The 15,954-nt window shown below is 59.4% G+C and carries 9 protein-coding genes; 5 read left to right on the top strand and 4 right to left on the bottom strand.

The window, feature by feature from the left end:
• Window positions 1–42 precede the first annotated feature (42 nt).
• Genes ACR3ES_RS03640 through ACR3ES_RS03620 form a run of 5 tightly spaced genes read left to right on the top strand, consistent with a single transcriptional unit; the run spans window position 43 to window position 9,501 of the window.
• Window positions 43–3,861 carry an Ig-like domain-containing protein gene (locus tag ACR3ES_RS03640; RefSeq protein WP_170431262.1) on the top strand — a complete coding sequence of 1,273 codons (3,819 nt, stop codon included), beginning with the start codon at window positions 43–45 and terminating at the stop codon, window positions 3,859–3,861.
• Window positions 3,862–3,896: 35 nt separating this feature from the next.
• Entirely contained in the window at window positions 3,897–4,736 is an 840-nt protein-coding gene (locus tag ACR3ES_RS03635; protein WP_170431264.1) for a SapC family protein, read from the top strand.
• A gap of 25 nt (window positions 4,737–4,761) precedes the next feature.
• Window positions 4,762–6,066, top strand: a complete 1,305-nt coding sequence (locus tag ACR3ES_RS03630; RefSeq protein ID WP_480426431.1) for a TolC family protein — start codon at window positions 4,762–4,764, stop codon at window positions 6,064–6,066.
• Window positions 6,063–8,207 carry a type I secretion system permease/ATPase gene (locus tag ACR3ES_RS03625; protein WP_170431268.1) on the top strand — a complete coding sequence of 715 codons (2,145 nt, stop codon included), beginning with the start codon at window positions 6,063–6,065 and terminating at the stop codon, window positions 8,205–8,207. Before ACR3ES_RS03630 ends, ACR3ES_RS03625 begins: the two co-directional genes overlap by 4 nt.
• Entirely contained in the window at window positions 8,191–9,501 is a 1,311-nt protein-coding gene (locus ACR3ES_RS03620; protein WP_170431270.1) for an HlyD family type I secretion periplasmic adaptor subunit, read from the top strand. Before ACR3ES_RS03625 ends, ACR3ES_RS03620 begins: the two co-directional genes overlap by 17 nt.
• Window positions 9,502–9,618: 117 nt before the next feature.
• On the opposite strand, the gene ACR3ES_RS03615 is transcribed toward ACR3ES_RS03620, so the two are convergent.
• The 4 genes from ACR3ES_RS03615 to ACR3ES_RS03600 form a co-directional block, all read right to left on the bottom strand.
• Window positions 9,619–11,385, bottom strand: coding sequence for an ABC transporter ATP-binding protein (locus tag ACR3ES_RS03615; RefSeq protein ID WP_170431272.1), 1,767 nt, complete (start codon window positions 11,383–11,385; stop codon window positions 9,619–9,621).
• 265 nt (window positions 11,386–11,650) lie between these two features.
• Window positions 11,651–12,352, bottom strand: coding sequence for a response regulator transcription factor (locus ACR3ES_RS03610; RefSeq protein WP_170431274.1), 702 nt, complete (start codon window positions 12,350–12,352; stop codon window positions 11,651–11,653).
• Window positions 12,352–14,217 carry a hybrid sensor histidine kinase/response regulator gene (locus ACR3ES_RS03605; RefSeq protein ID WP_480425548.1) on the bottom strand — a complete coding sequence of 622 codons (1,866 nt, stop codon included), beginning with the start codon at window positions 14,215–14,217 and terminating at the stop codon, window positions 12,352–12,354. The genes ACR3ES_RS03610 and ACR3ES_RS03605 overlap by 1 nt, the downstream gene beginning before the upstream one ends.
• A 109-nt stretch (window positions 14,218–14,326) precedes the next feature.
• Window positions 14,327–15,943 (bottom strand): bifunctional aspartate transaminase/aspartate 4-decarboxylase, encoded by a 1,617-nt coding sequence (locus ACR3ES_RS03600; RefSeq protein WP_170431278.1) that lies wholly within the window; start codon window positions 15,941–15,943, stop codon window positions 14,327–14,329.
• Window positions 15,944–15,954 lie beyond the last annotated feature (11 nt).

Genomic DNA, 15,954 nt, shown 5'->3' with positions numbered 1-15,954 from the left:
TGTCCCCCTCACGGGATCGCGGAAACTGCAAATGAGGGCAACATGACACACAAGCCTGAGGCCAACCCGCAATCGCCCACCGATCCGTCGGACGCGGACCGCAAGACCCAGATCCGCAAGTGGATTGACAGCAAGGTTCGCCGATGGGCCGGTCGCGGGATCGCCGGGGGGCTTGGATCGACATTGATGGCGCTTCCAGCTTTGGCGCAGGCGACAGTAGAGGAACTCTATGCGTTCCAATTTGCCGAAACGCTGCCGGGCGTCCGTTCGGCCCAGCTGTTGAAAAACGGTGACGTTCTTTTGAAAATGACGGATGGCCGTACGTTGGTCGTGGCCGCCGAGAACGTCCAGGTTCTTGACAGCGGCGCGATCATGATTGCCGAAGAAGCGGTTGCGGAAATTGCCCAGTTCAGCGTGGCTGCCGAGGCCGGAGGCGCCGCCGCCGCAGGCGGGATCAGCGGCGCTGGCGCCGCTCTGGGGGGCGTTGGTCTGGCCGGGGCCGCAGCCGCAGCAGGTGGTGGGGGTGGCGAGTCCAGCGATCCGGCACCGGCTCCTGCACCGACATATCCCAGTCTGAACCTTGCCGGTCTTCAATCCGCCGCGCTCAGCAGTGTCAGCACCGGTTCTGTTGCGACAACGGGCACAACCACCGTCGAGGTTACAATTGGCTCGGTCGTCAAAACCGTGACGCCGAACGCAGATGGAAGTTGGGATATTTCTCTGACCTCTGCCGAGGCAGCTGGCCTTCCCCAGGGCGTGTCCACCGTTACAGTGCGGCACCTGGACAGCATGGGCGATGAACTGTCCGTCGAAACCGCCACGTTTAACGTAGACACAATCCCGCCGACTATATCGATCACCGGCTATTCAGACGGAGCCGTTCTGAATACCGCAGAGCAGTCGACCGATCTGACTGTGACGGGTACGACTGACGCGGAAAACGGCCAATCGGTCACCGTCACGATCAACGGGCAGACCTATTCCGGAATGGTATCCGGCGGGCAATGGAGCGTAACGGTTCCCGCCGCCGATCTGTCGGCTTTGTCCGATGGCGTGACCGTCGCGGTCACTGCGGATGTCGCGGATCGTGCCGGCAACCCAGCGGCTCAGGCAAGCGGCGGCTTCGACACCGATTTCACTGCCCCAACTGTAACACTGGACACGGTTGCCGGCGGCTCGATTGACCTGATTGATCTGAGCAGCGATCTGACCTTGACCGGTTCAACAACAGCCGAAGACGGCCAAACCGTGACCGTTACATTCGACGGTCAGACCTATTCTGGCGTCGCGTCGGGCGGAACCTGGAGCCTCACGGTCCCCAGCGGCGATCTTGGTGGTCTCAGCACGGGCACTCCGGCCTCGATCAGCGTGACCGTGGAGGATGCGGCGGGCAACCCTGCGGTCCCCGTCTCTGTATCGGTTCCGGTAGACCTGACCGGACCGTCTATTACAATCGCGCCGTTGTCTGTCGGATCGGTTCTGAACGCCGCTGAAACCGGATCGGACCTGACAATCACCGGCACGACCGGGAATGTCGGCGATGGTCGGCAAGTGACAGTGACGCTGGACGGGCAAACCTACACGGGAACCGTTGCGGGCGGCAATTGGAGCGTGACGGTCCCTGCCGCAGATCTTGCCGCACTGGCGGATGGGGCACTTACGGTGACAGCCGATGTCACGGACGCCGACGGCTTGGCCGCGCCGCAAGCCAGCGTGCCGATGACCAAGGATGCCACGGCCCCGACCCTCAGTATCGATACCTTTTCGGACGGCGCGGTCATGAACGCCGTGGAACAGGGCACGGACCTGACAATCACCGGCTCGACAAATGCCGAAGACGGGCAGGTCGTCTCTGTAACCATGAATGGTGAGACATACACCGGCACAGTGTCGGGTGGTGCATGGAGCGTGACCGCCCCTGCTGCCGATCTGGCGGCCCTGTCGGATGGCGCGACCATTGCGGTCACGGCGGATGTTTCCGACGGCGCAGGCAACCCGGCGGTTCAGGCCAGCAACAGCTTTGACACGGATTTTACACCTCCAGCCATTGCGATCACGACCCTGTCGGATGGCTCGGTCATGAATGCGGCGGAACAAAGCACCGATCTGACTGTCTCGGGCACATCCGACGCCCCGGACGGCACGGTAATCTCTGTCAGTATTGAACGGGCGGACGGCACCGTGGATGCCAGCGGATCGGCCACGGTGTCCGGCGGGGTCTGGTCCTACACCGCCTCGGCGGTTGATCTGAGCGCCCTGCAAGATGAAGAAACCTACACGGTCCGGGCATCTGTTGCGGACAGCGCCGGCAACAGCGGCCAGACCACAACCACGTTCACGACGGACTTCACCGCGCCAACAATTGTGATCAGCCCTTTGTCGGTCGGTGCGGTTCTGGATGTTGTCGAGCGGGGAAGCGATCTGAACGTGACCGGTACGACCATAGCCGAGGACGGTCAGACCGTGTCGGTGACCTTGAATGGGCAAACCTACACCGGGACCGCATCGGGTGGCGCATGGTCCGCGACGGTGCCTTCTGCAGACCTCGCGGCGCTTGCGGATGGCACAAGTTTTGCGGTCTCAGGCACGGTTGACGATGCAGCCGGAAACGCAGCGACGGCCGCCACAACCTCGATCATCACGGATTTCAGACCCACCCTGAGCTTGAATGCCATAGGCACAAACGGCGCGGTCTCGCTGTCCGAGGCGCAAAGCACAGGCGTCCTCATCAGCGGAACTTCGATCGGACTCAACGCAGGTCAATCCGTCGACATCACGCTCAACAGCGTATCGGTCGGGACGGCCATTGTCGCGGCGGATGGAACTTGGTCCGTAACCGTCCCCGCTTCGGATTTCGCGGGGACTGATGCGGGAGACGCACTGGAATTCTCGGCCGAGGCCACGGTGTCCGGCGGCCCAGATCCGGTTCCGGTTTCGAGCGAAACCACGGCGCATGTTCCGGCAGCCTACGTTATTACCGAAGTCGGGCGCAGCGGATCGACCGTGACCTTTCAGATCCACGCAGATCCGGACCGCGACGTCTCGGGTGGTCTGGCCATGACGGCCCAGTTGGCCTTTGACTCTTCGGTTGTCACTTTTGATGATGGATCGGAAAACCAAAACAGCGAGTTTGATCTTTTTCTTGTCAGCCCGGGGGCAGGCGACGTGATGAATTTCGCGGGCGCCGCGACGACCTTTACCGACCTGTCGCAACCACTGGTCACATTTACAATGACAGTTCAGGACGCGGGCCAGCCGATCGAGCTGACGATCACGACATCCGATGGCGGCCCCTCGGTTTTTCAGCTTGGCACGGACGGAAGCGACGCGCTGACCGCGTCCGAGCTGGACACCGTCATTCAGGGAGGCGAAGGCGACGACATAATCGATGTGACAGCCGCCGGTCGCGATGTAATCGTACTAGAGGCGAACCCGGCGGACAACGGTGTCGATACCATCACCGGATTCACCTTGGGTCCGGCGGCGGATATTTCCGATGCGCTCATGTTCAGCGGCCTGAATGTCAGCTCGTTGCGCGGCGATGGAACGGATTTAGACCTTTTGACGCTGGGGGGCGCTCTGGGCTCAGACACAGGCTTTGTCGGTCTGACCACCGTCCTGTCGGACCTGACAGCCGGAACGCTTGAAACAGCGGTCGAAAGCTTTACCGGAGCGCAATCGGGTGACGACATCTACGTCCTTGCGACCGACGGGACCGACAGTGTGCTGATCAAGGTGGATTATTCGGCATCGAACGCGGCAAGCGTCGAAACCCTGGCGACGTTCGATGGGCTGGGCGATCTCAGCAGTCTGACGGCGGACAATATTTTGTACACCGACCCGACCGGATCGACCACCTGAACCAGACAGGTTCAGCCAATTCTCATGGAGCGCTTATGGCACAGAACGGCCTCATTCCAGTGAGTTACAAAACACATGGCCATCGGTTTTGGCGTCGCATCACCTCGTATGAGCACGCGAGATCCGTCACCGTTTGCCCGGTGGTTGAAACAGAAATTCTTGAGGTCGCGGCCGCCTTTCCAATGGCATTCCGGGCAACAGGAGAAATCATCGAACCGGTGGCCATTCTGTCCATGGCCCCAGAGGGGGCAAATCCCTTTGTCTCGGCAAACGGCGCCTGGCTGGCGGCTTACATCCCCTCTCTGCTGCGCTGCCCCCCGTTTTTGACAGGTCCGGCCGATCGTCGAAGCCCGAACGACACGCCGTTCCGTCTTATGGTGGATGAAGCCTCGGGTCTGGTGACAGACGATCCGCAGGATGAGGCGTTTTTCGATGCCAATGGGGATCTGGCACCAGAGTTACAAAGGCTACGATCCTTCTTTCAGGCACGTCTGGCCACCGCGGAAAAAACGCGCCGGTTGTGCGTCGACATTGACAAGATGGGTTTGCTTGCCCCTTTGACACAGCATCAGGGCTGTCGTTTTCCCCCTGGATTCAAGGGGATAGATCCGAACGTTCTCGACGGGCTTTCCCAGTCTCAAAGTGCGGGTCTTGCAAACAGTGGCGCCCTGCGCCTGATCCACGCTCATCAGGTGTCTTTGTCGCACAGCGCATGGCTGACGCAAGCGCAACGGCCTGCCGCTGTGACGCCGCAGCCCGACCACTTACACGGCATCTCGACCACGTCAGAGTTTCTGAAGGCGATGGCCAATGCCCGGGACACCGAAAACACATACAAGTTCCAGAGGCTGGGGGGTGTCCATGCCGATATGTGAGCGTATCTTTCGAGGGCTGGTTATAGTGTGTCTTACAACCCAAATCACGGCCTGCGCGCCAACACCGGATCTGTCCCTGGTCGAAGCCTCGTTTGCGGGCGGAACAGCAGGGGCTGGCGCGACTGCGCCCTCCGAAACCCTCCTTCAAAGCACATTTGGCAAGCAGGTGCGTGCCGCAGTGGAAACGAGTCCGACACTGGCCCAAAGCGGCACCAGAATGGACATTGCCACCGCTAACGAGGATGCGGCCCGGGGCGCGTTTTTGCCCCAGGTGGCGTTGGGCGTGAACGCTCGGTCAGAGCGGATCGCCTCGGACGCTGCCGATGTGTCGCCCTACCTGCGTGTGTCGCAGCTGGTGTATGACGGCGGAGCGGCGTCGGGTGATCTGACTGCGGCGCGGGCACGTGTCCTGGAAAGCCGCGGCGATCAGCTGCAAACTGCGGCGGCCACCGCGCTGGCCGCTATTGAGACCTATGTAGTGGTCCTGGATCGCCGGGAAATTCTGGACATCACCGCCAAGAATGTTGCGGTTCACGAAGAACTGGTACAACAGATCTCCGATCGGGCGGCGGGTGGCGCCGGGTCCAACGCAGATGTTCTGACGGCCCGCTCACGCATGGCTGACGCGCGGACGCGATTTGCCGATGCCAAGGCGCAAGGTGATCGGGCCGAGGCGCGATTCCGCGAGGTGTTCGGCTTTGCACCCGATGCGTTGCCGTCCCCTGTACCGGCCCCGACCCTGGCCCGCAGCGACAGCCAGATCGTGATGGACAGCCCGCAAATCCGCCGCGCCGATGCGGGCCTGATCGCGGCCAAGGCTGAACGCGCCGCCGCGCTGGCCCGACGGCAACCGGACATACGTGTTGCCGCCTTTGCCGATCAGGACGACAGCCGCGACGCCAACTTCGGGGTAGACTTGTCGTTCAACTACGAGTTGGACAGCACCGGCCAGCGCCGCGCCGCCATTGCCGCCGCCGAAGCCCAGGTCAAAGAGGCAGAGTTCGCTCGCGAATCCCTGATACGGGAAATCACCCGGGAACTGGATTTTATCCGGTCGGACCAGAAAGCTGGCGCAGAGCGCTTGAAAGCCGCGCGGGTTGCGGTTCAGGCCAACGCGGACAGCGTCACAGCAACCCGCGAACAATTTACGATTGGACGAAGCAGCCTGATCGAGATTCTGGATGCCCAGCGCGACTATGTGAATGCCCAGGAACGGTTGATCCTGGCGGAACAGAGCTTTTTCCTGACCAACTATGCCGCACTCAGTCTTACCGGCGACATTCTGGACCTTCTCGGAATTTCCTTAAACACCTGGGAGGATCCGCGATGATCCAAACCGGAGTGATCGCTGATCCATCCGCACTGACCGCTATGGAAGCCTGCGTTCTGAATGTCGCCAAAACGCTAGAGCGACCGATGACGCTGGCCACCTTGCAGGCCGCGCAATCCGCGCCGGACGGCGATCTGACCGTGCGGGACGTGATTTCGGTGGCAAACCGGGTCGGATTGCAGGCCGGATACGGGGCGCGGCGCCTGTCCGCCTTTGATAACACCCTGGTGCCGGCCATTCTGCTGCTGGAGGACAACAGGGCCGTTGTATATCACGGGCGCGGCCGCAAGGGCATGCTATTGATCTTTGACCCCGCCCTTGGCGAAGGGATCGGCGAGGTGCCACAGAGCAGCCTGCGCGATACGTATAGCGGCTACGCCATTTTGTTTCGTCGCACCCACCAGGACGAGATATCGGGGGATACCACTCCGGCCGGTCACTGGTTCTGGTCGGCCCTGTCCGCCAATCGCTGGTCTTACATTCAGGTGGCTTTGGCTGCGGCCCTGGCCAATCTGTTGGGCCTCTCGACCTCTATTTTCATCATGGTGGTCTATGACCGTGTGCTTCCGAATGAGGCCAAGGAATCTCTGATCGCGCTGACCATCGGCGTCGGTCTGGCGCTGGTGTTCGACTTTGTTCTCAAGTTGTTGCGGGCCGGTTTCATCGATCAGGCAGGGCAAAAGGCGGATCTGTTCATGGGGCGGCGAGTGTTTGACCAGTTGCTCAACATCCGAATGGAGTCGCGCACCGGCTCAACCGGGGCCGTGACAAGCACTGTCCGGGAGTTTGAGACCCTGCGCGAGTTTTTCACGTCAGCCACGCTGGTGGCGGTGGTTGATCTGCCATTCATCGCGTTGTTTGTTTACGTTATCTACCTGGTCGGCGGGCCGCTGGCGATCATCCCTGCCCTGGCCGTGCCCGTGGTCCTGCTGGCGGGTGTGGCAGTACAGCCGCTATTGTCCCGCCTGGCTGAACGCAGCTTTTCCGATGGTCAGTCAAAACAGTCCGTCCTGGTCGAGGCTGTTTCTGGCCTTGAAACCATCAAAACAACTGCCGCCGGCCGTCAGATGCGCAACCGCTGGGAAGGGGCCATCGAACGGCAATCCGCGCATGGTACGCGCAGTCGGGCAATCACGCAGTTTGCGCTGAACCTGACCGGTTTCGCACAGCAAGCGGCGCAAGTCCTGATCGTATTCTACGGTGTGTTCCTGATCACCGCAGGCCAGGCCAGCATGGGAGCTCTGGTCGCCTCGGTCATGCTGACCGGGCGGGCGCTGGCCCCGTTGGGGCAATTGGCCCAGACCCTGACCCGCGCCAATCAGGCCCGGTCCGCCTATCGAAGCCTCGATGCCCTTATGCAGGCTGAAAGCGAACGGCCCGTCGGACGCCAGTGGATCAACCGACCCGGGTTCAAGGGGGCTGTTTCGTTCAGCAATGTTCACTTTGCCTACCCGGACCAGAGCCAGGACACGCTGAACGGCGTCACCTTTACCATCAGCCCCGGCGAAAAGGTTGCGATCCTGGGACCGATCGGATCAGGCAAAAGCACGGTCGCGCGCCTGCTGTTGGGACTCTATACCCCACGGGTTGGGTCAGTTATGCTGGACGGTGTGGATATTCGTCAGATCGACCCGGGCGACCTGCGGCGCAATATCGGTTCGGTTTTGCAAGACGTCTGGCTGTTCTCAGGGTCGGTCCGGGACAACATCGTCAGCGGCGCAATCCGACCCCGCGACGAAGACCTGATTGAAGCAGGCCACATTGCGGGTGTTGAGGATTTTGTTGCCAATACCCCCGGGGGATATGACCTGAACCTCACGGAACGGGGCGAAGGGTTGTCCGGAGGTCAGCGGCAGGCCATCGCCCTGGCGCGGGCCGTGATCGGGCGGCCGCCGGTCTTGCTGCTGGATGAGCCGACCAGCGCCATGGATGTCCGAACCGAAGCACAGGTTATCCGGCGCCTCAGGGCCGCAACACAGGGCACCACAATGGTCGTTGTCACACACCGCACCAGCCTGCTGGAACTTGTCGACAGGGTGATTGTCATCGAAGATGGGAAAATTGCGGTGGACGGCCCCAAAAGCCTGCTTTCACAACACACACGCCCAGGGCGGAGGCATTTGAATGTCGCGGCATCCTGATCTTGCCGCTCTGGCCCGCGAGATGCATGGGCGGTCTCCGGTCAGGGGGTCCCTGCTGTTGCTGGTGATCCTGTCCTGCCTGGCAGCCGCCGGCCTTTGGGCCCACATGACCGAACTGGACGATGTCACCCGGGTGGACGGGCGGATCGTACCCTCGGGTGATGTGCAGGTGATCGAGGCCACCGAACCGGGTGTCCTGCAAATTCTGCATGTCCGCGAAGGCCAGATTGTCGAGCAAGGCACTCTGTTGATGGAGTTCGACACAACACAGATCGACAGCCAGATCAGTCAGGAGCAACAACGGGCCTTTGGGCTGATGGCCCGTACACAGCGCTTGCAGGCCGAAATAGATGAGACGGAGTTGCGGTTCGACACAGACCTGATCACCGGAGCACCGGCCGTTGTGCGATCTGAAACCGCCTTGTATCAGGGACGCCAAACCGAGTTGCAGGCGGAAATCGCTATTCTGGAACGTCAAAGACAACAACGGCGCCGGGAATACGAGGAAGGCCTGGTGGATCAGGTGACCGCAGACGAAACACTCAGGGTTCTGGCCGAAGAGCGGGCCATAATGGCCCCGCTGGTCGAGCGCCGGATGGAGCCCGCCACCACACTGTTGGCCTTGCGACGCAGCGAGGCCGAGTGGAAGGGACGCAAAGTTCGGGCCGAGGCGGTCACCAAAAGGCTGGAAACCGGACTGGACGAAATCGAAGACCGTATCCGTGCGACACGCAGCAGGTTTCGTAGCGCCGCCCTGACAGATCTTGCCATGGCCACTGCGGAACTGGCTGCGCTGCAACCCGCCTTGCCCGCCTTGCAGGACCGGGCCGCGCGGGCTCAGGTTCGATCCCCCGTGCGCGGCATCGTAAACCGCGTACATCGCACCACGGTCGGCACCCTGGCCCGCAGCGGCGAGGAGCTTGTCGAAATCGTCCCGCTGGACGATTCATTACTGGTGGAGGCGTTTGTGCGCCCCGAAGACATTGCGTTTTTGCGCGCGGGGCAGCCGGTCAAAGTCAAGATCACCGCCTATGATTTCGCGCGCTATGGGGGGCTGGACGGCGAAATCGTCAGGATAGGGGCGGACACGATCACACGATCCGAACGAAATGACGAAGAGGTTTTTGTGGTCGAAATCCGAACCACGGACACGATGTTGGACGCCAATGGTGTAGCTGTGGAGATCATTCCGGGCATGATCGCCGAAGTAGACATTCTGTCAGGTCGCAAATCCGTTTTGGATTACCTAATACAGCCTGTTGTTAAAATCAGAGATCAGGCGCTGCGGGAGTAAAGGTCAGGTGTTCCCAAGCGGTTAACTCCCGTGCCGTTGGCGTCACCAAACCCGGCCTAAGCTCCAATCAATAGGTGCGTGCTTCGTATAGCGATTAACTCAGGCTGTTATTCAGCGTTAAGACGCAGCACGTTTGAACTGCTGATCGAACAAGCGACGGAAGGCGCCGTTCTGTTCCATCAAATCGTCCAGATTTCCTTGCTCGATAACTTCACCATCCTGAACAACCATAATTCTGTCCGCCTCCAGAACGGTCGACAATCGGTGGGCAATCACGATCGTCGTGACCCCGTGCGTCAGCTTGTCCAGCGCTTCTTTCACCAGCGCCTCGGAGTCCGCGTCCAGCGCGCTGGTCGCTTCATCCAGCAACAGAATTTCTGTCTTCCGCAGGATGGCCCGCGCGATTGCCAAGCGCTGTTTCTGTCCACCGGACAGAAAGGCGCCGTTCTCGCCAACCTGTGTGTCATAGCCTTGCGGCATGGCCTTTATGAAATCATGGGCATGTGCGGCCCGTGCCGCGTCTTCAATCTCTTCATCGGTCGCTGAGGGGTTGGCATAGCGCAAATTCTCCCGCACACTGGTCGAAAACAGAAACGTATCCTGTCCCACATATGAAATCTTGCGGCGCAGCGAGGCAAAGCTGACCTCCATAAGGTCCTGCCCATCGATTTCAACGACGCCCTGATCCGGGTCATAAAACCGCATGATCAGACCGAAGATCGTCGACTTTCCGCCGCCGGACTGGCCAACCAAAGCGGTGGTTTTCCCGGCCTCGAAGGTGAGGTTCATGTTTTGGATCACCGGTAGCGCACCCTGATACCCAAACGTGACGTTGTTCAAACGCACCTCGCCAGGACCATCGCGCAGCTCTTTCGGCGCGGGGTGTTCGCGCATCGTGTCTTCTTCATCGAGCAGTTCGAACATCAGTTCAATCGGCACCATGCAGGTTTCGATAACAACACGCATGCGCGACAGGCGTTTCGCAGGTTCATACGCCATCAGCAACGCGGTTATAAAGGACATCAATTGGCCCGCCGTCGGCGGCTCGCTCCCGGCGAGGCCCATCGTGCTCACGACCAGAACGCCCGCCACCGCGATCCCGGCCAGAAACTCCATCATCGGGCTGGCAATAGATTGTAGCTTGGCAATGTCGTTGGACCGCTGTTCGACCCGCTTGATCGCAACATTCATGCGCCCTGCCATACGGTCTTCTAGTGCAAAAACCTTGATCACCTGAATACCGTTGGCGGTTTCTTGTAAAACCTGAATGATTTCAGACAGGTACTTCATTTCAGACTGCATGATTTTGCGCACGTTCTTGAGCAGGTAACGCACACTGATCAATGCAAATGGGCCGACAATAAAAAACAAAAGGGACAAGAGCGGCTGCTGGTACACCATGACGAATATCAAACCAACAAGCGTCAGCGCGTCGCGGACAAAACTGGTGACAATGACGTCAACGAGTTGCCGGGCAGCCCCTGCCCCGGCGGTCACACGCATCAACAGGTTGGACGACTCGATCTCTGCGAAGTAGCCAACGCCCCGTTTCAGCAATTTTTCGTATAGTTTTGTCTGTTGGGCAGCAATGATCCGGTTGCCCGCTCGGGCGAGGTACAGCGACTGGACATAAGACGCCACGGCCTTGGCACCAAAAAGCGCGATCACCGCCAACGCCACCAAATGCGCCTGCGACCGCATATCTGGTGTGGTCATAGCATCGACGATGTTTTCCATCATCCACGCCGCACCTGCGGTAGTTACGGCCGCAACGACCATCGCAATCATCGCAATACCGTACAACCAACCCTGGTTGCGCAGGCTCTCGCTTAAGAGGCGACCAATGTAGCCAGATCGCCAATTCGCCCAGGCTTGCTTGATCATTGTACTCTCCAAAACCTTTTCCGTCGCTTTACTGAAGCCATGGCAGTGATCAAAACACCCTGATCGGCGCCAGAAACGGATTGGTGTTAATTAAGCGGGACGGGGCTGATATTCCACCCCGCTTAGCAAGATTGCACTCAGCGTTAGGAATGCTGCTGCACTTTGTCTTGCCGTTCATCGCAACAACTTGCGTAAGTTGTTCTAGAATAGGAAAATTTCGGCTATCCTTTTAGCATTCTGTTCGCATGACGGCTCGAAGAATCCTCTAGCGCCACTCCACGTCCCCTAAAAAAATGTATCCCGCACCATAGATCGTCTTGATCAGGCGTGGGTTTTTGGGGTCTTCGCGCAGCTTGGTTCTCAGGCGTGAGATACGAACGTCCATGGCCCGGTCGAAGCTGTCCCCAGCCGCGCCGCCGAGGGAGTCCTGCATCTGAGCGCGGGTGATCAGGCGCTTGGGGCTCTCCAGAAAAAGGCGCAACACTTCACCTTCGGCATGGCTAAACAGCGTTTCCTCGCCATTGCCATCCTTAAGCATGTACCGATCGAAATAAGCCGTCCAGCCGTTAAAACTCGCCACATCCGAATGGGCGTTTTGCGCGCGCGGGGATCGCAGTCTGGCGCGAATGCGCGCCACCACCTCGGCTGGATCAAACGGCTTGGTAATGTAGTCATCCGCACCGAGTTCCAACCCCGTGACCCGATCCTGAACCTGCACGCGCCCGGAAACAATGATAACAGCCGCGCCTTGCTCCAAGGCCAGTCGATGCACCAGCGCCAACCCGTCCGTATCGGGCAGGGACAGATCAACCAAACATACATCCGGGGTGACCCGGTTCAACGCGGCCTCGAACTCCCGCGCGCGCGAAAAACTCTGTGTTCGGAACCCGGCATCTTCAAGCGCATCGGTCAGCATGCGGCGAATTTCGGGCTCATCATCGAGAATGGTGACCAACGGTTGCGTCATCAGGCGGCCTCAGTTCGGATCAGCGCGGACAATTGTGCTTGCGAAAACGGCTTGCGCAAAACCGGCGCGACCGCCAGGGCCTCGCGGTATAAAGGATCGGTTGCGGGTAGGGATGTCATCAGGATACACGGCAAGCTGCTCTTTAGCCGAGCCAACAGATTGAGCCCGGTACCCGATCCGGCGAGGCGAATATCCGACAAGACCAGCACAATATCGTCGATGTCTGCGGTCAGGGCCAGGGCCTCATCAACCGAGATCGCTTCGATGACCGAAAACCCAAGGTCCACGAGCATCTCGCGAAACTGGCCACGCAGGTCATCATTGTCTTCGACCAGCAGAACCAACCCATCCTGAACGGGCGGAGCAGGTCTATACGGTAGGCGAATGATCACAGATGCGCCCGAGGGCGTGTTCTTCAGGCTCAGATCGCCGCCCGCTAGTTTCACGGTGTCGTAGACCATCGGCAAACCCAGTCCGGATCCCTGACTGCCTTTGGTGGTAAAAAACGGATTGAGCGCTTTCTTCAATGCATCGGTCGAAAAACCGGGGCCGGTGTCGGACACCGTAATTTCCACCCAAATAGCACCGATTGTGTGAGCGCTGATCGTGATCTGACCGGAACTGCCGCAAGCGTCGCGCGCGTTCAAAACCAAGTTCAGCAGCGCGTCCTGCACCATACCGGGGTCCAGCATCAGCGCTTGATCCGGCAAAGTGCATACAACAGACAGGCCAACACCGCGCGGCAATGACGGAGACGCAAGAATGCGCAAATCTTCCAGCAAGCCGTGCATGTCTGTGGCCTGTGGATGCGGCGTCCGATTGCCGGTCATGTCGGCGATGCGGTTCAGCAATTGCCCGCCCCGGCGCGCTGTTTGCTGGGTCGCGGACACAAGCTCGCGTGCGTCCTCTGGCAAGCCCATTTTGTCCAGCCTTGCCTGCATGCCCAGAATGATGGTCAGCAGATTGGAAAAATCATGCGCCAGCCCGCTGGTCATCTGGGCCGCCATCTCGCGCCGTCGGGTTTGCTGCAAGGCAACGCGCGCCTGCGTTTCTTCAGTGATATCCACCGACATCACATAGACGCCCCCTTCCCCATCTGGCGTGAAGGACACCCGGATGCGTCGGGCACCCTGATCCTCGGTGAACTCGAACACCGAGGTTTCGCCGTCATATGCCTTTTGCAGATGCGGTTCGACCCGTCCGAACGCGGTTTGCCCCAAAGCCTCTGAAATATGAAGACCCAGGATTTCGGACGGGCGCCCGGGCATGACCGAACTGAGGCGGCGATTCGAATAGTCATAACGCCCGCTGGCATCCAGATGCGCGATATGGGCGGGCATCATTTCCGTCGTCATACGCGTGCGCGCCTCGATTTCGGTCAATTCCCGCTTGGCTTCTTCCAGCGCAGTGATGGTGGCGGCCAGCTTTCGGTTGGTTGCCGACAGCTCTTCGGCGTGGCTCAGCAATTGATCTGACAGCTCTTCGGAGCGGGTGCGCAGCAGATCCTCGGCCCGTTTGGTGCCGGTGATGTCCGTGTAGACCGCAACCCATCCGCCTTGCGGCAACGGTGCCCCTTCGACGGACAAAACCTGCCCGTTGGGTCGCACCCGTTCCATATAATGCGGTTCGAACGCCAGGGCCTGTTCGACGCGGATGGAGACCATCTCCTCAACGTCACCCTCATCGCCATACTCACCGCGACTGGCGAGGAAACGAATCGTATCCTTGAACAACGCGCCGGGCCGAACCAAACCATCTGGTAGATCGAACATTTCCTGGAACCGGCGGTTGCTCAGCACCAGCCGTAACTCGCTGTCATAGATCGAAAGTGCCTGACCGATCAGGTTCAGCCCGGCGGTTGTCATCGCTTTGATGCGCTGTTCGGTAATGTCCAATGTCGTCCTCCGCACGACATATGCGTAACATCAGATCTGATGCAGTTGTAGAGGGGATAGGGTCTGTTACCCGATCCGGTCAGCCATGCATGGGCTGGTTGTTTGCGGCTCGATACGCCTCGACATAGCCGCGCGCCACTGACCGCACAGCACGGCCAATCTGCGAATAGGCTTCATCGGGCAGGTTGGCAAAGGACACCCGCGCCGACCAGCCCGGTGCGTCAAAGCCGCTGCCGTTCAGCAGGACGATCCCGTGATCCTCGGCCAACTTGAACGCGATATCCAAGGGATGCACATTCTCTTTGATCCAGGCGACGACATCCTCGCCCACGTATTTGCGCAGCCAGTATTCAAAGTCGAGAATTCCATAATAGGCATCATAGTGATCACCGGGATCGATCTCGATCCCCAGGGACTCGGTCAGCAGTTTGAAACGACGATGCACCAACTCCATGCATGCGGTCTGATAGGCCTTTTTCGTGTCGACCAGTTCGACCAGAGAAAACAGCGTCATCATGACTTGCTGCGGCAAGGACAATCCAGCCGTATGGTTCAGGGCCACGTCGCGGCTGTCGGCAACCATTCGGTCAATGAACCGAATGTCGCTCGGCGTCAGGCTCAACGTTCCGTATCGTTTGTCCAGCGCATCTTTGATGTCTTGCGGGTGCTCCGCAAGTTTCAGATCAAAGATATTGTCCTGCGCGACCGCAATCACGCCAAGGCGCCAGCCGGTGCAGCCGAAATACTTGGAATAGGAATAGACGCCGATCGTGTTGCGCGGTAATTGCCCCATGACGGATGTGAAATCATGCACAAACGTTCCATAAACGTCATCGGTCAGGACAATCAGATCGGGGCGGTGGTTTTCTACCAGATCAGCCAGTTTCTTTAATGAAGCGGTGCTAAGCGCAACCGAAGAGGGGTTGCCCGGATTGACCAGAAAGAAGGCTTTGACCTTGGGGTCCTTCAGCTTGTCCACTGCTGCATCGGTCAGTTGGAAACCGTCCTTTTCATCGGTTTCGACATGCACGGATTTCAGGCTGTAGTCTTCCAGTTCCGGCATTTCCAGATACGGTGTGAAAATCGGCGTACACAACGCAATTGTATCGCCCGGATTCAAAAGCCGGTTCGCCTTGAGCGTTTTGAAGATGTAACACATGGCCGCCGTGCCACCTTCGACCGCGAACAGGTCGAATTGCGCATCCGGTCGCTGGCCGGAACACATGGCCCACATCAGGTATTCATGCGCGATGGCCGCGTTGTGCTTGAGGATGCGGTCCGGCACCGGATAGTTGTCGCCGATAATCGAATCCGTCAATTCATGCACGAATGCATCCGCATCGAAATCAAAGGCAAAAATTGCGTGTTTGACGACCTCCATGAGCGTATCCACGCCAGGCAAATCGCCATGCGAGTCGGCCCATGCCAGCAGGCGGTCATGGCACCCCTTCATGGCTGGCATCCCGCCCAGACCTGCGGGATGGTTCATCGTACGTTTTGCCTCGAGAACCGCGAACTGGCCCAATGCAAAAAACGCTTCGCGCGGACGGGTGGCGATCCAGTTGGGGTTGCCACGTCCGGCGTTCAGAAAGGCGCTGTTGGACTTGCGGGCTTCGTCAGAGGCCAGTTTGATCAGCTCATCCTTGATCTGAAAGGGGCTGAGTGCTTCGTAATCGTGCAGTTTCAGTCGGTCCATGGAACTCACCT

Source organism: Ruegeria sp. B1, from assembly GCF_056535885.1.
This window is presented reverse-complemented; position numbering and strand designations above follow the sequence as displayed.

Bases quoted from the DNA above. Each gene is read 5' to 3' on its own strand.
- ACR3ES_RS03640 (WP_170431262.1), top strand. From the start codon at position 43: ATGACACACAAGCCTGAGGCCAACCCGCAATCGCCCACCGATCCGTCG.
- ACR3ES_RS03635 (WP_170431264.1), top strand. From the start codon at position 3,897: ATGGCACAGAACGGCCTCATTCCAGTGAGTTACAAAACACATGGCCAT.
- ACR3ES_RS03625 (WP_170431268.1), top strand. From the start codon at position 6,063: ATGATCCAAACCGGAGTGATCGCTGATCCATCCGCACTGACCGCTATG.
- ACR3ES_RS03620 (WP_170431270.1), top strand. From the start codon at position 8,191: ATGTCGCGGCATCCTGATCTTGCCGCTCTGGCCCGCGAGATGCATGGG.
- ACR3ES_RS03615 (WP_170431272.1), bottom strand. From the start codon at position 11,385: ATGATCAAGCAAGCCTGGGCGAATTGGCGATCTGGCTACATTGGTCGC.
- ACR3ES_RS03610 (WP_170431274.1), bottom strand. From the start codon at position 12,352: ATGACGCAACCGTTGGTCACCATTCTCGATGATGAGCCCGAAATTCGC.
- ACR3ES_RS03605 (WP_480425548.1), bottom strand. From the start codon at position 14,217: ATGACAACCGCCGGGCTGAACCTGATCGGTCAGGCACTTTCGATCTAT.
- ACR3ES_RS03600 (WP_170431278.1), bottom strand. From the start codon at position 15,943: ATGGACCGACTGAAACTGCACGATTACGAAGCACTCAGCCCCTTTCAG.